Origin of the sequence: Chondrinema litorale (genome assembly GCF_026250525.1) — a bacterium.
Classification (GTDB): domain Bacteria; phylum Bacteroidota; class Bacteroidia; order Cytophagales; family Flammeovirgaceae; genus Chondrinema; species Chondrinema litorale.
In genome coordinates, this window is record NZ_CP111043.1 from 1101378 (window position 1) to 1122074 (window position 20697).

At 34.4% G+C, this 20697-nt stretch carries 15 protein-coding genes; 9 read left to right on the forward strand and 6 right to left on the reverse strand.

Annotated elements, in window-relative coordinates; all coding sequences use genetic code 11:
* The first annotated feature begins 331 nt into the window (after positions 1-331).
* On the forward strand, positions 332-1522 hold the full coding sequence (sucC, locus tag OQ292_RS04510) for an ADP-forming succinate--CoA ligase subunit beta (protein WP_284684859.1): 1191 nt from the start codon (positions 332-334) through the stop codon (positions 1520-1522).
* Between the two features lie 268 nt (positions 1523-1790).
* Positions 1791-3260 (forward strand): trypsin-like peptidase domain-containing protein, encoded by a 1470-nt coding sequence (locus OQ292_RS04515; protein WP_284684860.1) that lies wholly within the window; start codon positions 1791-1793, stop codon positions 3258-3260.
* A 129-nt stretch (positions 3261-3389) separates the two neighbouring features.
* Here OQ292_RS04515 and OQ292_RS04520 read toward each other — a convergent pair whose 3' ends face one another.
* Positions 3390-5369: a hypothetical protein gene (locus OQ292_RS04520; RefSeq protein WP_284684861.1), complete on the reverse strand. Its 1980-nt coding sequence runs from the start codon at positions 5367-5369 to the stop codon at positions 3390-3392.
* 161 nt (positions 5370-5530) lie between these two features.
* Between OQ292_RS04520 and OQ292_RS04525 the strand changes: the two genes are divergently transcribed.
* The 3 genes from OQ292_RS04525 (at position 5531) to OQ292_RS04535 (ending at position 7867) form a co-directional block, all read left to right on the forward strand.
* The gene (locus OQ292_RS04525) at positions 5531-5998 is read left to right on the forward strand and encodes a carboxypeptidase-like regulatory domain-containing protein (protein ID WP_284684862.1); all 468 of its coding nucleotides are present in this window, start codon (positions 5531-5533) and stop codon (positions 5996-5998) included.
* A 13-nt stretch (positions 5999-6011) separates the two neighbouring features.
* The gene (locus OQ292_RS04530; RefSeq protein ID WP_284684863.1) at positions 6012-6911 is read left to right on the forward strand and encodes a glutamate--tRNA ligase family protein; all 900 of its coding nucleotides are present in this window, start codon (positions 6012-6014) and stop codon (positions 6909-6911) included.
* A gap of 158 nt (positions 6912-7069) precedes the next feature.
* Positions 7070-7867 carry a lipase family protein gene (locus tag OQ292_RS04535; protein ID WP_284684864.1) on the forward strand — a complete coding sequence of 266 codons (798 nt, stop codon included), beginning with the start codon at positions 7070-7072 and terminating at the stop codon, positions 7865-7867.
* A gap of 77 nt (positions 7868-7944) precedes the next feature.
* Here OQ292_RS04535 and OQ292_RS04540 read toward each other — a convergent pair whose 3' ends face one another.
* Positions 7945-9525 carry a toxin-antitoxin system YwqK family antitoxin gene (locus OQ292_RS04540; protein ID WP_284684865.1) on the reverse strand — a complete coding sequence of 527 codons (1581 nt, stop codon included), beginning with the start codon at positions 9523-9525 and terminating at the stop codon, positions 7945-7947.
* Positions 9526-9660: 135 nt separating this feature from the next.
* Here OQ292_RS04540 and OQ292_RS04545 point away from each other — a divergent pair, with 135 nt between their 5' ends.
* The gene (locus OQ292_RS04545; RefSeq protein ID WP_284684866.1) at positions 9661-10758 is read left to right on the forward strand and encodes an AMP-binding protein; all 1098 of its coding nucleotides are present in this window, start codon (positions 9661-9663) and stop codon (positions 10756-10758) included.
* Here OQ292_RS04545 and OQ292_RS04550 read toward each other — a convergent pair.
* Both OQ292_RS04550 and OQ292_RS04555 read right to left on the reverse strand, forming a co-directional pair.
* Positions 10730-11716, reverse strand: coding sequence for a tetratricopeptide repeat protein (locus OQ292_RS04550; RefSeq protein WP_284684867.1), 987 nt, complete (start codon positions 11714-11716; stop codon positions 10730-10732). The two genes, OQ292_RS04545 and OQ292_RS04550, sit on opposite strands and share 29 nt — an antisense overlap.
* A gap of 45 nt (positions 11717-11761) precedes the next feature.
* Positions 11762-13744: an NAD-binding protein gene (locus tag OQ292_RS04555; RefSeq protein WP_284684868.1), complete on the reverse strand. Its 1983-nt coding sequence runs from the start codon at positions 13742-13744 to the stop codon at positions 11762-11764.
* A 162-nt stretch (positions 13745-13906) separates the two neighbouring features.
* Between OQ292_RS04555 and OQ292_RS04560 the strand changes: the two genes are divergently transcribed.
* Together OQ292_RS04560 and OQ292_RS04565 are read left to right on the forward strand one after the other, a co-directional pair.
* Positions 13907-15598 carry a DUF1800 domain-containing protein gene (locus OQ292_RS04560; RefSeq protein ID WP_284684869.1) on the forward strand — a complete coding sequence of 564 codons (1692 nt, stop codon included), beginning with the start codon at positions 13907-13909 and terminating at the stop codon, positions 15596-15598.
* A gap of 56 nt (positions 15599-15654) precedes the next feature.
* Positions 15655-17340, forward strand: a complete 1686-nt coding sequence (locus OQ292_RS04565; protein WP_284684870.1) for a DUF1501 domain-containing protein — start codon at positions 15655-15657, stop codon at positions 17338-17340.
* A gap of 66 nt (positions 17341-17406) precedes the next feature.
* On the opposite strand, the gene OQ292_RS04570 is transcribed toward OQ292_RS04565, so the two are convergent.
* Positions 17407-17898 (reverse strand): NUDIX domain-containing protein, encoded by a 492-nt coding sequence (locus tag OQ292_RS04570; RefSeq protein ID WP_284684871.1) that lies wholly within the window; start codon positions 17896-17898, stop codon positions 17407-17409.
* Between the two features lie 92 nt (positions 17899-17990).
* Between OQ292_RS04570 and OQ292_RS04575 the strand changes: the two genes are divergently transcribed.
* Complete coding sequence (locus OQ292_RS04575) at positions 17991-19343, forward strand: FAD-dependent oxidoreductase (protein ID WP_284684872.1); 1353 nt, start codon at positions 17991-17993, stop codon at positions 19341-19343.
* 4 nt (positions 19344-19347) lie between these two features.
* Here OQ292_RS04575 and OQ292_RS04580 read toward each other — a convergent pair whose 3' ends face one another.
* Positions 19348-20577, reverse strand: coding sequence for a chorismate-binding protein (locus OQ292_RS04580; protein ID WP_284684873.1), 1230 nt, complete (start codon positions 20575-20577; stop codon positions 19348-19350).
* Positions 20578-20697: the final 120 nt, after the last annotated feature.

Genomic DNA, 20697 nt, shown 5'->3' on the forward strand with positions numbered 1-20697 from the left:
TATTTAGTCTGCTTCTAAGCAAAAAACTAAATTAAAGCTCAATAAAATCTTATTCAAACATTCAGCAGATTTTCATCCATTTATCATCAAGTTTCGCATCTACAATTGCTAAATAATGAGAATCTGAATATAAACACCCTTGATTTGGTAATAAAGATGATCATAAGTTACATTTCAACATTAAGTTTGAAAAAACCAAGTCGCATCTTAAAATAAAAGGACCTTTTTATATATATTTGGCACACTAGGTAAATAGTAAATTGTCTAAAATAGAGACAAATATTTATCAGTATTTGAATTAATTATATGCAATAATCTTCCAATTAAAAAAATGAACATACACGAATATCAGGCAAAAGAAACACTAAAAAAATACGGCGTAGGAATTCAGGAAGGCATCGTAGCTGATACTCCTGAAGCTGCAGTAGAAGCTGCCAAAAAGCTTTCTGCAGAAACAGGAACCAGCTGGTGGGTAATTAAAGCTCAAATACATGCTGGTGGTCGTGGAAAAGGCGGAGGAGTAAAACTTGCTAAGTCTCTTGATGATGTAAAAGAACTTGCAGATAAAATCCTCGGAATGGATCTTGTAACTCCACAAACAGGTCCTGAAGGAAAAAAAGTACACAAAATTTTAGTAGCTCAAGATGTTTACTACCCTGGCGAAAACGAACCAGAAGAGTACTACATGAGTGTATTGCTTAATAGAAATACCGGAAGAAACATGATCATGTATTCTTCAGAAGGTGGTATGGATATAGAAGAAGTTGCAGACAAAACTCCTGAAAAAATCTTCCACGAAGAAATTGATCCAAGAGTTGGTTTGCAAGGTTTTCAAGCTAGAAGAGTAGCATTTAACCTTGGCCTTAGTGGCAAAGCGTTTAAAGAAATGGTGAAATTTGTTTTTGCTTTATACAAAGCTTACGAAGCAACAGACTCAGCACTTTTCGAAATCAACCCTGTTTTAAAAACTTCTGATGACAAAATCATTGCAGTAGATTCTAAAGTAAATCTTGACGACAATGCATTGTTCCGTCACAAAGATTTAGCTGAGATGAGAGATGTAAAAGAAGAAGATCCTACAGAAGTAGAAGCTGGCAAATACAACCTAAACTATGTAAAACTTGATGGTAACGTTGGTTGCATGGTAAACGGAGCTGGTCTTGCAATGGCTACGATGGATATGATTAAGCTTTCTGGTGGCGAGCCTGCTAACTTCCTTGATGTTGGAGGTACAGCAAATGCAGAAACTGTAGAAAACGGTTTTAGAATCATTATGAGTGACCCTAATGTAAAAGCTATTCTTATCAATGTTTTTGGTGGAATTGTTAGATGTGACAGAGTTGCTAATGGTGTGGTTGAAGCTTACAAAAACATTGGAGATATTAAAATCCCAATTATTGTAAGATTACAAGGAACCAATGCTGTAGAAGCTAAGAAAATAATTGATGAATCAGGCTTAAAAGTAATGTCTGCAATCGTCTTAAAAGATGCGGCTGAAAGAGTAAAAGAAGCTCTTGCCTAATTAATCTTATAAAATCTAAAATAAAAAAAGCCTGAAAAAAATTCAGGCTTTTTTTATTTTAAAAACCTCCATTTTGACAAGCCTCTATCAATTTTTCAGATTTTTTTGTGTAATATTTCAATAGAGTAGTTTTTGCTTTTGGCAAAACACATATTTTACTTATCTAAGTGAGTAAAAAGTAATCCTTTACCTACTTGATGAACTAAGGAAATTTTATAAAAAGTTATAATCCAGATTTTTATCGAACGCTCTACAAACCAATTATAAAATGAAAAATATTATAATTAACGGAATACTCAGTTTGGTAGGAGGTTTTATTGGAGCTTACATTTTTAGTATTAACCAATCTTACACCCCATCAGATCAGGCTGAAAACAAACAAGGAGAATTTGTAAATTATACTTCTGATATTACAGATTCCTCTGATAACTTACCTGCTGTTACTAACTCAAGAAGAGTAAATATTAATGAGTTAGAAGATTTTTCTGATGCTTCAAAAATCAGTACAGAATGCGTAGTTTATATAAGAACTATAAGCGGGCAAGAGTATGAAAGATATAGTTGGTTCGATTTATTCTTCAACAACCGGATGAACGAAAGAAGAGTTGTTGGCTCCGGTTCTGGCGTTATTTTTTCTGTAGATGGCTATATTGTAACCAACAATCATGTGATAGACGAAGCGAATAAGATTGAAGTAATCTATAACAGAAAAACCTATGAAGCTGAGCTAATCGGAACAGACCCATCTACCGATCTTGCTTTGTTGAAAATCAATGCAAATAACTTACCTCACATAAATGTCTCAAGCTCTAGAAATCTAGAAGTGGGAGATTGGGTATTAGCAGTTGGTAACCCGTTTAATCTTAATTCAACCGTAACTGCAGGTATTGTAAGTGCCAAAGGAAGAAGAATAAATATTCTTGAAGATATCTTTCCAATTGAATCTTTCATTCAAACAGATGCTGCAATTAATCCGGGCAATAGTGGTGGCGCACTTGTAAATACAAAAGGAGAACTAGTCGGAATTAATACTGCAATACTCTCACGCACAGGATCTTATGCCGGATATGGCTTTGCTGTTCCATCTGATATTGTAACTAAAGTAGTGAATGATATAATTAAGTATGGAGAGGTGCAAAAAGCCTTTATGGGTGTAGATGTATTAGAACTTGACGAAGATTTATCTAACAAACTAGGTACTGATGACTTAAAAGGTGTTGCTGTTTCTGTTATTGAGCCAGGAGGTGCTGCCTCAACTGCTGGGATGCAAAAAGGAGACATAATTGTCCAAATTGATAATTTCCCAATTAACACAAAAGCAGATTATGACGAGATACTTAGTTACCACAAACCGGGGGATAAACTGACAGTAAAATACAAGAGAGAAAATAAAACCATCATTAAAGATGTTATACTTACGAATATTGATGGAACGACGGGTATTTCGAAGAAAATCGTTTACAATGCGGAAAAAATTGGAGCTACATTCGAGGTAGTTCCCAAACTTGAAAGAACCAGACTTGGTATTGAAAGTGGGATTAGAATAAGTAGTATTGACAGAGGCGGTTTGATTTACAAAATGGATATGGATAAAAATTACATTATCCTTTCAATTAATAATTACAAAATAAACAGCCCCGAAGACCTTGAAGAAATACTTGTGAACATAAGAGGAAGAGTAGTTCTTGCATTTTTGGATGCAGAAGGGAGAAAAAAGTATTATTCTTATCGTTTTTAGTTTCTTATATGTAAGAAATTATAATAAAACGAATTTTTTCTATTAATTTTATGACAGAATACATTTAGTTAACATGTAGATAATGCGAAATGGCAGCCATTTTGGTTGTCATTTCCTTTTTACGAGTTTTTACATCTCCCCCATTTCTCGTAAAAACATTTCGAGTACTGCAACATCAGCGTAACCTTTTGATACCCCAATATGATAACTGTGTTGCATCATCTTTAATCCTCCTTGTTTCTGGCCTCCAACATACAAGAACCTTCCTAACGACTTTCCAATGTTATAGATTTCTTTACTGTCTTTTAAAGACATTGCTAGTTTATATGCTTCTAATCCGTAGTTCACATAATCTTCCATCTCTTTTAATTCAAATGAAAGCATACTCATATAGTTGAGTATTTTAATGTACTTCTTATCAGACTCTTTAGTTTGATACTTTTCATGTAATATTTTAAAGAAAAATAGAGATTCTTCATTTTTCTTATATTTCTTAAATATTAGCGCCAAACTATTTAGGATATGATCAGATGTCTCCTCTTTATACTTTTGATAGCACTCTAAACCATAATAATGAGATACTGGGTAATTTCCAGCCTTATAGTAATGGATGGTTAAAGCTGCTGCAGTTTGCTGAATTTTGTCTTTTGTATCAGCAATTAAAAAATGTCTGTAAGCCTCTTTTAAATGAGTTAATCCTCGCTGCTGTTCCTCTAACTGAGACTGATGCCATTTACCAACACTAAAGTGATCAAACTGTTCTTTATACTTATTAAAAAAAAACACCCTACAACTTTCACTCAAATAATAATGAGTAGCATCATGCTGGCTATCTAGAAACTTATCAATTAATGGAAATTCTTCTAGAAATTGAATAGCACCTTTATCTACATTTTGAGTAGCAAGTGCCTCTGCACTCACTGGCATATGGAAGTGAGCCAACACTCCTAAAACCCTCACTTCTTCTTCTAAAAGAAATGGGAATAATTGCTCTAGAAAATGCTTTTTCTCCAAGCCCTTTGATAACTCTACATCAAGAATGTTATCAAGATTTTTAATTGCTCTTTTATTTGTAACTAACCAGCAGAGTAATTTTAATATCACTTCACTGCCAGCAGACTTTTGCCAGAGTTGTTTTAATGAGCCTATTGAAATACTTTCAGTTTCTTCTGATTCATTACTTTTTAACAGAGTAATAGCTTTCTGCAAATAGGCATCAAATGAGTTCTTATCAAATGTATATTTAGGCAATCTAGCAATTTCACCAGTTACATTTTTGTTGGTTATAATTAAGTGTTCGCCCCCATTTCCTGCTAAAACATATAGCCAATCTGTAATGTCTCGATGCGTATAATATGGTTTGCCTTTAGAATCAAACCAGCTAGAAATATTTTCAAACACAAAAACTGGAAAACACACTTTATGTAACTCTCTAGTGAGCATTACCAGCCTTTCATGTGTATTTTTTAATTTATCTAATTTGTCTTTTAAGCCTTTTAACTCGTGAATTTCAGTTAGAAATGAATAAATAGCAGAAAATGCTTCGTGGTAAGAATGATGACTTTCATTAAAGTAAAAAGGCACTAAGTTCTTTTTTTCTTCTCTTAAACCTCCTAGAGCTAACCGAATTAACCAATGATGCGACCTTCCTTCTTTTTCGTCTAATACAACGACTCTTTTTTGAACTAAAAATTCTTTTAACTTTTTTGCTTCATTGGGTATATCAAAAGATGCATCAAATGCACTTCCTTCTTTAATTCTTAGATAATTAGCAGGAGAATCAGCATATATTGGACTTGGTATATTAGTAACATCTGCAGAAAAAGAAATCAACAAATCATATTTAGCCTCGATTTCTTCAGCACATTTTCTCCAAGGCAAATGATATAAATCATCAGGAAGTTGAATTGAGACTATTACTTGCTCACCATCATTACTAAAAGATTTAAAGAACTCATTCAGATCTTTATCTTTTGTCAATAAGAAATTATATAATTTATCTATCCGTAATACTTGAGAATTTTCCTCAGAGATGTTTAGATTGCTTAGTTCTGATAAAAAATCATCCTTTTCTTCTCCAAAATTTGGTGTGAATCGGTAAAAAGTCATAGTCAAAAAAATAATCTGATAAAATAACTTCTTAATGCTCAAAAAATTCTGTTTTAGAAGGGCAAATTCTATTTGCTACTTTTTATCTAAATAAACAATTCTCCAACCCAAGTGTAATAAATAGTGTCAATTCAAGTGAGGCAAAATATAAAATTAGTAAAATGAAATTTCGAATTACTGTAACTATACTTTTTTCAATAATATTATTATCATGCAAAAGTGGAGAACAACTACCTAATTATGGCATAGATACTTCTATGGAGGGCATAAAAGGTGAAGTTTTATGGGTTGAGGGTAATCAGATGCCCGGACCAGGAAAGAAAGAAAATGAACCTGAAGGCATCCAAAGAGAACTGTACGTTTTTAGACTCACAAATAAAACCCAAGCTGAAGGAGTCGGAAGTATTTACAAAAACATTCAAACCGAATTAGTTAGAAAAATTGTAACTGATATGAACGGTGCTTTTGTTTTAGCACTTCAACCGGGAGAGTATTCAGTTTTTGTAAGAGAAGAAAATGGATATTTTGCTTCAATAACAGATGGTGAAGGAAATTTAAATCCAGTAGTCGTAGAAGATGGAAAATTTACTGATATTAGTATCAAAGTAAATTATAGAGCAGCATACTAAGAATAAATCTCAATTGGAAATACGTAGCAGAATCGCTCCTACTCCCAGTGGTTATCTACATTTTGGTAATATTTTTTCATTTGTAATTACCTGGCTTTATACCCGAAAGCAGAATGGAAAACTATTGTTACGTATAGATGATCTTGATAAACTTAGAATTAAACAAAAATACATTGATGACATTTTCGCTACATTAAATTGGCTTGAAATTGACTATGACGAAGGACCTTCCAATACAACAGACTTCCTTCAAAACTATTCCCAACATCTCAGACTCGACTTATATAATAATTTTTTAAGGCAATTGAAATCTAAAGAATTGCTTTTTGCTTGCCAGTGTTCCAGAAAAAAAATTAAAAAGAAATCTAAAGATGGCTTATACCCTGGTACATGTTTACACGCTCGATATTCATTTGGAAATTTAAATACAGCATGGAGACTTAAAAGTTACTCTAACAACTTTATTAAATTTTCAGATTCAATATTAGGTGAGGTTTCTATTGATTTGAAAAGAAACACACGTAATCCTATAATGAAAAGAAAAGATGGGCTTGCTGCTTACCAAATCGCTACACTCACAGACGATTTACATTTCAAAATTAATACAATTGTGAGAGGCAAAGATTTATTGAACTCAACAGCCATTCAAATCTATCTTGCCAATTGCTTACAAAAGAAACCTTTTAAAGAAAACACATTCTTGCATCATAGATTGATAAAAAATCAACACAATCAAAAGATTTCTAAAAGTAAGCAGGCCTCACCTGTACATTTATGGAGAGAAAAAAAAGATGGAAAAATTAAGCTTTTACAGCAAATAGCTGTTCTACTCAATGTTGAAGCTTCTGAAATATCAAATCTGAATGATTTATTACTACATTTTAAAATTGAAAACATTCACAATTTAGGCTAAATACAGCCCCAAAATCTACAAAATAGCAATTGTTACAATTCAAGTTCATAAAAAACTACGCATGTGCTAAAAGATTAATTTATTCTATAAAATCTAAATAACAAGGCAGAATTTTAGCAAACCTCCATCTCAGGAAATTATCAACCAAAGCAACACAGATGGAAATTATTGCAAATGCTCCGAGTTTTCATATCAGAAATGCAGCATCTCTAGCAAAAGCTGCAAACATAGTTTATCAAGATTGGGATAGTGCAGATACAGAAATACGCGTAGGTGGATTTAAAAAATTTAGATATTTTGATGTAGATGGTACACAAGCATTTGTAGCTGCAAATGATAAAAATATTATAGTCTCTTTCAGAGGAACCGAATCCGACAAAATGGATGATATTCTCACAGACTTAAAAGTGAATTTTATTGATACAAAGCATGGTAGAATTCATGCAGGCTTTTATACTGCTGTAAAATTAATTATAGACGATATCTGTGAGACAGTAAAAGCCTACAGAGATCAAAATCAAAATTTGTGGGTAACTGGTCATAGTTTAGGAGCAGCCCTTGCTACATTAGGAGCTGTTTTTTTACAAGATGCCAAGCAATTTGTAAACGGTGTCTATACATTTGGTCAACCACGAGTAGGTGACGAAACTTTTGCTAAAAAATTTAATATCCGCTTTAAAAAACGAACTTTCAGAGTTGTAAACAACTGCGATATTGTAACAAGAGTACCAATGAGGTCAATGGGTTATAGCCATATTGGTACACACATTTATCTTGATACAGACGGCGAACTTCATATAGATGAGGAGTTAACCTGGTGGTTTGGTTTTACAGACCGTGTAAAAGGAAGGCTTGAAACTTTTAAAGAAAAATCCATTGATGATGTTAGTGATCACTCAATGGATAATTACCTGAGTATTATAAACAGAAAGTTAAAGTCTCAGACAGTGGTTTAAGAAATTTATTCCCATCTTTCCAAGTCACACGTTTATGTGTGGCTTTTTTTATGCTTTAACTTTCTGTCTTTTTAAAATTACTTTTCTTCTTCAGCAGGAATGGTTTTTAATAATTTCCCCTTTTCGTATACTTCAGTTTTTATCAGTTTTCCTGAAACATCGTAGTATTTCCACTCGTCCATCTTTTTCTCCATATACTGCTTTCCTGTACTTTCTACAGTACCATTTTCATAATAATTCTTCATGATACCATAAATCACACCTTTATTATTATAAGGTGCCTCAGATTTTTTCACTTTACCAGAGGCATCATAGTATTTTGTAGTTAAACCATTTCTTTTTCCTTTATAGAAATTAGATTCAGATTCTAGATTGCCGTTTTCATAAAAAGTTTGAACCACACCCATAAGTAATCCCTCTTCATAGTTTTCTATTAAAGCAGGTTTACCATTAGAATGGAAATATTCCCATTTCCCAAAAGGTTTACCTTCTCTATATTCTTTACTACTTTCAGTTTTACCATTCTCAAAAAATGCATCTATTTTACGGTTCTTTTCACTCCCTTTAAAAACAGTTTTCTCCTTAACATTTCCATTTGCATAATACTCGCTGTTGTTGCCAACTTTCTTACCATTTAAGTAATTGAAACGATGCTTAACTTCCCCTCCTGGATAGTAGCCAGTATTTTCTCCATGAATTACACCATTTTGCATATTTCCAACAACAGAAAGAGAACCATCTTCACGATACATTTTGTAAATGCCAGTTTTTTGCCCTCCTAGGGTTTGCATATCTGTTTTTACTTGTCCATTCTCATAGTAAGAAATAAAATTACCATTCATCTTACCTTCTGTATAGTTGGCATCAGTTTTTACCTGTCCATTGTTGTAGTAAGTAAATGATTTACCATCTTCTTTACCATCTTTATAATTAATTTCTTCTTTTAGCTGGCCATTAGGAAAATAGTTATATGTTTTACCATTTAACAAGCCATTTTTAAAAGTACTTTTTGTAGCAACTTCACCATTTGGACTATACACAAAAAAAGTATCTTCAAGTACATCGTTGACATATAAACCTTTTTGCAATGTATCGCCGTTTTGCGCTAATGCTACTACGGGTCCATTCCGTTTATCATTTTGATATTTAAAACTACTCATAATAGAACCATCGCTATAGTATTGTTCCATCAAGCCTTCTCTTTTACCATCAACAAAATTGACCTTGGCTGCTAAGGTGTTATCAGGATTATACTTCATCATCTCCCCTTCTATATTACCTTCATCATACTCACATTTTACCTCTGTTACACCAGTTGGGTAATACTTTACATAAGGTCCATCTATTTTCCCCTCAGTATAATTGTATTTAGCCTTAAGATTACCATTTTCATAATATTCCTCATACATACCATGCTTCAAGCCATCTTTATAATTTGTCTTTAATTCAAGACTCTGAGAGCTTGCATAGAACTGTTTGTACTCACCAACAATTTTTAAGGTATCCACCGGATCGACAAAGTATTCGGCTTTTATAATTCCTGGATCGTGGTATTTCTGTACTTTTTTGTAATCTTGTCCTAAAACAGCAAGATTACACAATGGTAAAATGAAAGCGGTAACTTTCAGTAACCTGATAGCGTGAGGAGTATAATTCATAGATATAGCATTTTGTAATCTAAAAAAAAATCTAAACTAAAAGTAGATTTGCTTGATAGGCCTAATGTTTTTAATGCTACGAAAAATATAGCTGAAACTGGTCAATAATTATTCCTTATTATAAAAAAATCAACAATGCCGCACATATATATACAAAATAATAGATATTTCTATGATAAATTGTCTGATGTAGAAACAAAAATAAATGCTGATTATACCAATGCAATATTAGGTTTCTGCAAAAAGTGGATTGAAAATACCGACACTTTCGAGTTGCACACTTCAGGTTCTACTGGCAAACCTAAAACCATTCAACTAAAGCGATTTCAACTTACTCATAGTGCCAGTCTTACAAATCATTTTTTTAAGCTCAATTCATCCGATCATTTTCTTGTTTGTTTAAACACAAAAATGGTTGCAGGCATGATGATGCTTGTTCGTGGTATGCTAGCTAATGCAAGCATAACAGTAGTAAAACCACAAGGCAATCCACTTGCTCATTTGCCACATGATACAACCTGTAATTTTGTCGCTCTAGTTCCCTTACAGCTAGAAAATATCTTACTTAAAGGTACAGAAAAAGATAAAAAAAATCTAAATAATATGAAAGCTGTAATTATTGGTGGAGGCCCAGTAAGCGACAGTTTGCAAGAACTTATTCTTCAATTAGATTGTCCTGTTTACCATACTTATGGCATGACAGAAACAGTGTCACATATTGCTTTAAAGAAATTGAATCACAAAGACAGAAGTGATTATTACCAAGCTTTAGATGGTGTTGAAATTAAAACTGATGAGCGTGAATGCCTCATGATTCGATCTACTGTAACAGAGAATGAATGGATAGTTACAAATGATCGTGTTTTAATTGAAAATGATAATCAGTTTAAGTGGTTGGGCAGAATTGATTTTGTGATAAATAGTGGCGGAATAAAAGTGCAGCCAGAAATTATAGAAAAAAAGATAGATAAGCTATTTAAAGAGCATGGAATTTATAATGCCTTTTTTACTACCGGAACGGCAGATAATACTTTAGGAGAAAAAGTAACTTTGATTATAGAAGGCAAACTTCCTGAAACTTTTGCAGAATCAACTTTAGCCGAGCAATTAAAACAAGTTTGTAGCAAGTATGAAGTTCCACGCCAGTTTTTCTATATCGAAAAATTTGCTGTAACTGAAAGTGGGAAAATAAACAGGAAGGCAACTATTCGTCACTTGAACTTGGACCACTAAACTTTCTCAGAATCTCAATTACTGGTGTGTAATTACTGCAATTATCCAGCGATCTCTTAAATTCTACGAGAGCCTTTCTTTCATTACCATTTTTTAAGTGGATTAAACCGAGATTCATGTGCAAACCGGGATGATATTTATTTCTAGTAACCAACTTAGCATATTCGAATAAGGCTTTTTCCATATCGCCTTTATGCGCAGCAAGATTGGCATCTACTAGTTCAATGTAATTGGGATCTCTACCAGAAAGTGACTTTATTTTTTCATAACCAGCTAAAAAAGCACCAAACAATAGAGTGAGGTTTTTTACAAAAACTTTTTCAAATACCATATGCACATAAGTATCTGAACAAAATAACTTTCGAGATTTAAAAGCAAACTCATGCCGAGTTACATAAAATGTATGTTGCCAGTAGTCTCTCACTCTTTCATAATAACCAGTTTCTGGGCAAACCCTGTAACTGTCTCCACCTGGTACTAAATATCCATAATGATCGAAAATAGCCCCACAATATTCGCAATAGATATAATGCGATCGCACTACATCAATCAAATCTATAGCAGCATCGCAATTAGGACAGTCTGCTTTTACAAAGCGAGTACTAACTTCCTCTTCATCCATCTCCATTTTCCGGTCGTTTAACCTCGCCATAGACACCCTCCTATTAATAATAGATTGCACTTGTCTGGCAAAACCTCCGATATTGATTAGGAAAGTTGTAAACCCTTTAAAAATATGATTGCTAATTTCTCTACTAATAGTTGCACCTGGCTTTAATACAACTACAATACTTTTATGGTGTCGCTCTACCCGATGGATATCTCTAAAAAATATGCGGCCATCTTCCAAAATCAAACCGTCGCGGGTAACCCTACCCGAACGAGGAATAAATGAATCTGGCACACCCAACCTATTTACATACTTGAAACTAAATGTTACTACTGCAGCTTCTCTCATCTGATAAACTCAGCTTTATCTTGTTAAATTTATCTCTTACTTCTATTATTTATTTTCAGATTCCAGTATTTCCCTAATCTTCTGCAAAACAGGAATCAGCAAAAACATATTGAAATCTTTATCCTCCATCTCTTGGCTCAAATCTTCATATGGAATAATCTGATCGTGGATTTTTAAAGTGTCTTTCAACAGTTTCTTTTCTTTATTATCTGTTGGAAAAGGACCATACCTAAACTTATAACTCAACTTCTCAGAACACCATCTCCTATGTTCAACAGGAGCAAATATTTTAAAGTATTTACTGATAATTTCTCTATCTAGATGATCGTGCCCCATTTTTTGAATAAAATTCACTTTTACACCCAAGTGTCTTGCTACAAATCGATTCGAATCTTGCTTCTGATCTGAAAGAGCATGCCAACGAGCCTCAATTCCAAATACTCCTTTTACACTTTGTGTTTGCTTAGAAAGTGCCTTTGCCATTTTACTTAACACAACATTTTCAAGCTCTTCTAAAGGATATTGACGATTAAAGCGCATATTAAGAAAATCATTCTCAATATCTTCTAGTAAATCATTACTTATCTTTTCCCTTTCATTATCTGGTAATAGCCAAATAAATTCATATTTAATGGAATAAAAGTAGTTGATAACTTTAGAAAGTGAATCCATTACACCAGATTCGTCAATCACTTTGGCTTTGGTACAAGTATCTGTTACCAACCTAACAATATGAATATTAAAGTTTTCTCTTAGTAAGTTGAATAACTCTATATTTTCCCCTTCACCAAGTAACTGTTCTGGGTTTAGTAACTCTAATGCTTTAGATTTTTCTGGAAGCGTAAGTACAATAGGCACCCCTTTTAAATCGCCATACTCTGCATACAACATTTGCCTAAAGCTATTCGCTACACTTATCAACATCGCATCGTCTTCTCCAAAAATGTAGGCAGTTCCCAAATTACTCCAAGCAGTTTTAAGCTCTGGTGTAAAATAACTTTCAGAAAGAAATTGCTCATCTTTAAACTCCACTGCCATTACCTCTAAATAATCGTAGATGTAAGGCATTTTAATCTCAATCTCTTTTAGTAGAATATCCACATTTTTCTGCACCAAAATCACCTTTAATTTTTTAAGCCCAGGACTATGGCTCAGTATAATGTTTTCCATCAAAAAGTGCTCGGCTGTTTTATCGTAGCCTATAATAGCAATGGTATGATCTGCCGCTTCTATCTGAGTAACTATTCCGTCTTCAGCTTTTACTATGCTATATTCTGAGTTTGCAAGGGGAGAAAATGTATCATAAATTACTTGAGCCGCTGCCTGATGGGTATTAAAAGTATCCATATCGAAATTGGTTGTACGGGTGTACATATCCATATAATCTTTCAGGAAATTTTTCTTATACCAATCTTCCACATTTACCAATACTCTCAATGGCCCTCTAATTACTTTTTTTCTATGATTTAACCATGTAAGAATATTTGCAGTTTGAAGGTTTTTCTCATCGTTATCCGTGAGCACTAAACAATGGCCAGCTCTCGCAATTCCAGCTTTTATTAAATCATTACTCTCAGAATTAGATGATGTTAAAACCAGAGCACCCAATTGTTTTATTTTTTCTATGTTCTCATCAAAGTTTTCTTTGTCTTCGATTGCGACTACAGGCTCTCCATCTTTCAGTAGCTCAATAGCAATACGATAGCCAATCCCTGTATTTCCCATAATAATGGTATGGCCTTTATAAAACACTCTAATTTTAAAGCGTGCATACCACTCGTATGCGAAGAACCAAACTATCTGAAAAATACCATAACCAAGTACTAATGCAGCTATAAAACTAGCAATAACCTGCCTAAAATTATTTGTATCACCTTCTAGCAAGAACATCCTTAATATTCCATATAAGGCTTGCCAGAATTCTATCTCCATCGGATTGTGCAATCCATATCCCCAAAAACCAAATCCAAAAACAGCAATTATACCTATTACAATGAGATAGGGTGAGAATTGTTCGATTCTTTTCATTCAGGGGTTACGTAAAAAAATTTGCTAATTATTTAGGCCTTTAAAGTAAAAGAAAAATGCGAAATTTCCATTTTTGTTAATAAAACTAAATACTGGTTATGTTTTTGATATGTAGTAAAAAACACGGAATTAAATCATTTTTAACTTAAATTTTCTCTATGAATGGCGTCTTTACTACCTTTTAATGGAACTTTAGACAAACGACTTGCAGGCCATTTACTTCGACGGGCAACCTTTGGCCCCGGAAAAAAAGACATCGATCAATTTACAGGTTTAACACCTGCACAGGCTGTTGCACAATTACTTCAAGAACAGGAGCTTCCTACCCCACCCATTAACCCACTTTCAGGCGAACCTTTAATCAACCCAGAAGAAGGCATTTACAAAATGACTTCAGATGGAGATGCGGTTGATATTGAAAGTAATTTTATTTACTGGTGGATGGCACAAATGAATAACAGTGGGAATAACATTACTGAAAAAATGGTTTATTTCCTTCATACGCATTTTACTACCATAAAGTCGCGTATAGAAGAACCCACTGCGCTATATTATCAGATTGCACTGTTCAGACATTATGCCTTAGGCGATTTTAAAACCCTTTGCTTAAAGATGTGTAAAGACAATGCCATGTTAAGACACCTAGATGGCATTCAGAATGTAAAAGACAACCCTCAAGAAAACTTCGGTAGAGAACTATTAGAATTATACTCTATTGGCAAAGGTGACCAAATTGCTTCTGAAGAGGTAGATGGAGAATCTTACGCCAACTATACAACCTATACCGAACAAGATGTAAAAGCCGCTACAAAAGTACTTTCTGGTTGGGACGAAGACACAACCTTTGAAACTATAGATCCAGATACAGGTCTGTCTACAGGTAAATTGAAAGCTTCTGCTCAGTTAATGACCACGCAACACGATGTGAGTACAAAAACATTTAGTAGTGCTTTTCAAAACAAGCAAATAAGCCCCACATTAGTAGAAAACAATTCGACTACTGTAGAAGATGCCGAAGCTGAACTGGCAGAAATGATCGATATGATTTTCGAGCAAGAAGCAGCAGCCAAATATGTATGCAGAAAGCTTTATCGCTTTTTTGTATACTACGAAATTACTGATGAAATAGAACAAGACATTATTACACCGCTTGCCCAAACATTAATTGCAAACGATTATGTTTTAAAGCCTGTTTTAGAAGAGTTATTAACAAGTAGTCACTTTTACGATTCAGACGATAGCGAGACAAGCAACAATATAGTTGGAGCAGTAATAAAATCTCCAATTGAGCTGGTAACTGGTGTTAGTAGATTTTTTAATATGGCTATGCCAGATCCCGAAACTGAGGCGGCTGATTTAGAAGCTACCTATGCGCCAATCTATGAGGAAATGATTTATCAGGGTTTAGAGCTTTACGAACCTTTTGAAGTAGCCGGCTATTCAGCTTACCACCAAGCGCCAGTATACAATCGTAACTGGATATCTGCCAATTACCTCGCCTACAGATATGTTTACTCAGAATATATTCTCGACCAAGAAAATGAAGATGGAGAAAGCAAAACCTTTGGTTGGTTAGATGTAATCGAGTTTGTAGAAAACACACAAAATATAAGCAACCCAGCAGATGCAGAACAATTAGTAACTGATCTGGTAACTTATATGTTTCCCGAAGAAATTACTGATGAAAGATTTGATTACTTCCTGAATACGGTGCTTTTAGATGGATTAACAAGTGTAATGTGGGAACTAGAATGGAGTACCTATCAATCATCAGGAGATGATACTGCTGTAAGAACACAGATCGAAGCATTAATTACTGCTATTATTCAATCTCCTGAATTCCAATTAATGTAAAACCAATTCCCCCTATTCTATAAAATTATTTCCATCCGAAAAGCATACGTTGCATTATGAAAAGAAGAAATTTCTTAAAAAAATTATCACAGGCTTCTGCTACACCTTTTTTCTTAGGTGGTATGCCAGTAAGTCTATTGGCTAACAACCACCAGTTAGCAAGAATGATTAACGAAAACAATGGTAATGTACTGGTTGTACTGCAAATGCACGGAGGCAACGACGGACTAAACATGGTAATTCCTGTAAGCCAGTACAGCAACTATTATAACTTAAGACCTAATATAGCCATTCCAGAAAGTGGCAACAGAAAATATATTGAACTTGATAACACCTTGCCAGACGAAGACAAAGTGGGTATACACCCAGATATGTTAGGTGTTAAAGACTTATATGATAGAGGAAGAGTCGGAATAGTTCATGGTGTATCTTATGAAAATGCCAATGGTTCACACTTTAGAGGAAGAGATGTATTTTTTATGGGAGGAGGATATGAAGACACCTACCGCTCAGGTTGGATGGGTAGATTTCTAGACAAAGAATATCCTGCTTATCCAGACGGTGATGCTTCTAACCTACCTTATGATGGACAAAATGCGATGAAAGATCCTCCAGGATTAGAAATCGGAAGAGGAGTGTCTTTGATTTTCAGAAGAGATGATTCCTTCCCAATGTCTTTGTCTGTAGATAGCCCGGTAGCTTTTCACGATTTGTTAGAAAGCATCGATCAGCAAAGCATTACCAGTTTTCCAGATTCTAACTACGGAGAAGAGCTCAAATACATTATGGATATGGATGAGCAATCTCACGTATATGGAGAAAGATTAAAAGAAGTGTATGATAAAGGTGGCGAATCTTCAATTACTTATCCTGAAAACTATCCATATGCAACATCTCAGGCACTTACTAATCCACTTTCTGGTCAGTTCCAATTAATTGCACGCCTGTTGAGAGGTGGCATACAAACCAGATTTTTCTTAGTTAGAATAGGTGGTTTTGATACGCATGCAAACCAAGTTGAAAGCTACGATCCTACCTTTGGGCATCACGCTGCATTAATGTATCATATTTCTTCTGCTGTACAGGCTTTTCAAGCCGATTTAAGAGCTTCTGGCACAGAAGACAAGGTTATGACTATAACTATGTCTGAGTTCGGAAGAAGAGCTGTATCTAATGGCAGTTATGGTACTGATCACGGAGATGCATGGCCACTAATGGCTTTTGGAAAATGGGTAAACCCCGGAGTTTTTGGAGGCACTCCAGACCTCAGCGATCTTAAAAGCGGCAACCTAAAAATGCAAGTCGATTACAGACAAGTACTTACTTCTGTAATGCAGAATTGGATGGGTTCTCCTTATGATGAAGTAGCTGATGTTTTTAAACTGGATACAGATGAGAAAAAAGCGGCCTTTTTAGACAACCAGATCCCGATCGTAAACAGCAACTTTGTTACTGGCACAAGTGACGAGTTTTTCAACGATAGATTCCGTCTAAACAATTGTTACCCCAACCCTGCTAAAGATGAAACAGTGATTAACTTTTATATCAACAACTCTGGTCAAGTTAAATTAAGACTGTTTAATGTTGAAGGCAAAGAGGTAAAAGTGATGGTTGATAGCTACATGCAATATGGTGAACACGACATTAAAGTGAATGTACGAGGGCTTGCTCCCGGTATGTACATCTACAAACTAGAAACAGGTAAGTTCACCGCTTCACGTAAGATGAATATCGTTTCATAAGAATATTTCAATCGCAAACAGTTATATATTTTAAAAAAACCACTCAGAGATTTACGAGTGGTTTTTTTATACTATATGATGATAAATTCCTTGCATTGCCAGCAACTCTTCTACTGAGCTACTATGCAAAATAGCATTATGTACACATCCTTCTGGCTGTTCTTTAATTTCATTAAAAGATAAAAATTTAAGACGGTCTATTATCTGATCTTTTGAAGACATCTCGGGATCAGTACCCATTTTCATTACCCCACCTGTTTGCTTTACTTCAAAAAATAGTTCTATGCCATGCAGCGGTTTATCTAAATATTCATGCACAAAAAGAAACTTAACCACTTTTACTTCCATCCCAGTTTCTTCTACAAATTCTCTTTGCAAACCTTCTTCTAAAGTTTCGCCAAAATCTAAACCACCACCGGGTGGAGCCCACAAATAACCATTTCCCAAAGACTGGTGCCTCACCATTAATACTTTATCATTTTCGATACAGATACCACAAACCCGCACTCTCAAACGATTACCAAAAGCAATCGATACTCTATTATGTTCTATGCTCATAATTTGGTTTTCTTTTTATCTCCTCTGTAAATTAGAGGTATTGATATTAATTTGTAAAGGAAGCAATTTTTTAAACAGCAGCATAAAATTTCATGACTGAAACAAAAAAAATAACCATAAATGGTGCGGGTTTAGTCGGTTCTTTATTATCAATTTTATTGGCGAGGAAAGGGCATAAAGTTGATGTTTACGACATGCGCCCAGACCCGCGAGAAAAATCATTTGCAGGTGGCAGATCTATTAATCTGGCTTTGAGTAATAGAGGTTGGAAAGCACTAGAAAAAGCGGGAATCGCAGAAAAAATAAAAGAACAGGCAATTCCAATGAGAGGTAGAATGATGCACAGTATAGATGGCGAAATAACCTTTCAGCCTTATGGGCAAACTGGACAGGAGATTTTCTCTGTTTCTCGAGGTGGTCTAAATGAAACACTCATAACAGAAAGTACCCAATCACCTCATGTCAATTTCTATTTTAATCAGAAATGTACAGATGTTAATCTCGATACACACAGCTTAAATTTTAAAGAATATACTTCTGGCACTGTAACTGAAGCCCAATACGATTATCTTATAGGTACAGATGGAGCATTTTCAGCGGTGAGAAATGCCATGCAAAAAACTAGTAGATTCAATTATGCTCAAGAGTTTCTAAAACATGGCTATAAAGAATTGCACATTAAACCTACTGAGTCTAATAATTTTGCACTTGAACCAAATGCTTTACACATCTGGCCTAGAAAACAGTTTATGCTAATTGCGCTGCCCAATGCAGATAAAAGTTTTACTGCCACTTTGTTTTTGGCTTATGAAGCTGAACACTCTTTTGAAAATCTTAAAACAGAAACACAAATAGAAGACTTTTTCAAAAAATACTTTCCAGATACACTGGATTTAATACCAGATCTCACTCAACAATTCTTAGAAAACCCAACTGGCTCTTTGGTTACTATAAAATGTGAGCCTTGGAATAATGAAAATGCACTGTTAATGGGAGATGCAGCTCATGCCATTGTGCCTTTCTATGGGCAAGGTATGAATGCTGGTTTTGAAGACTGCTCCATATTGGATGATTTACTAGAAAATGAAAATCATTCACTCGAAAATGTTTTTGATATTTTTCAGAAAAACAGAAAAAAAGATGCAGATGCTATTGCTAACCTCGCCTTGCAAAATTTTATAGAAATGCGCGATTTGGTAGCAGACCCAGAATTTTTACTCAGGAAAAAAATTGAAGCAAAAATCCATAAAGAATTTCCTGAAAAGTGGATTCCTTTGTACACAATGGTTACGTTTAGTCACATACCTTATGCAGATGCTTTGGCTATTGGCAATAAGCAAAAAGCAATTATGGATGAGGTAATGAAGATAAAAGACTTGGAAAAAGACTGGCAATCGCTCGACTTTAGCAAAACCAAGATTCTAGCTGAATATCTGAATGCTTAGTGAGTTAATCTTGAGTAAGCACTACTTTTCTCAAGATATCCATTTTCATTTCAGTTTCATTAAATTCTTTCTCAGCATCAGAGTCTTCTGTAATGCCAGCTCCTGCATAAAAAACAAGTTTCTCGTCACTAGCTTGCATACATCTGAGGTTTACAAAAATATTGGTATTGTCTTCAATATTTACTGGACCTAGATAACCACTGTAAAGATGTCGATCGTAACCTTCGTTTTTACACACCTCTTGCATAGTAACATCTTTAGGCATACCGCAAACTGCAGAAGTTGGATGCAGTAACTTCAACATTACTGAACCTAACTGCGGAAAGTTTACTTCTTCCATATCCACTTTATAGTCGGTTCTTAAATGAATAATAGAACCTGCCGCAACCGTTTTTGGGCCAATTTCCTCAAACTCTCTAAGCCTAATCTTTTTAAAACAACTTATAATGTACCTGCCTACTAGTGCTTGTTCTTCAATTTCTTTTTGGCGCCAAGTAGCATCACAAAGCTTATCAAACTGGTCTCGTGCTTGCGTTCCTGCCAAGGCTATAGTTCTAAAATATCGTTGAGAGTTTACTTCTATTAAAATCTCTGGCGAGGCTCCTATCCAAGTTCCTTCTTCTGGTAGAGAGATTAATGATACAAAAGCAGTTGGATATTTATAACCTAATGATAAAAATGCATTTGTAGCATGAAAGTGAGATGGCTTATCAACAGACTTACTTCTAGAATAAACTATTTTTTGATATGCTCCTTCACTTATAGACTTTACCCCTTTGTAAACAAGCTCCATATAAGCTCTGTTTTCAGGGTTAGACTCTTCGATACTTTTTGTATGATACTCAGGTTGCTTACCTCTTTTTATTTCCCTAACCGATTCTTCTAATTCATCCCAAAACTTTTGCTTGTTACCAAACTCCTCAGAACCATAAGCCTGAGGTGCTTCTTTAGGAAAAACTTCATCAGAAGAATAAAACAAATCTGCCTTAATAAATGAGATTGGGCTGTCTGTTTTAAATGGAGAAACAATAAAACCAGAAGGTGAATTTTCTATTTCTGGTTGTGCTATGTGAATGTTGTTAGAATAGCTGAGAACAACATTAAATTTTTCAGCTTGAGGTAACTTCCAAATAGCAATGGGCAGTCCAGAATTTGTAGCAGCATCTAGCAATGCGCCTGCAATTTCTGTTGATTCAAGTTTGTCGAATATAGTTTTATTTAATACCGAGTTCAAGCTGGTGATCAGTTAATGAATACTTGTATTACTACAAATTGTCAAACAAAGCTGTTTTGAAATCATTCAAAAAAATTACGAAAATGCTAAACTAACACCCGATTACTGATTAAACAATAA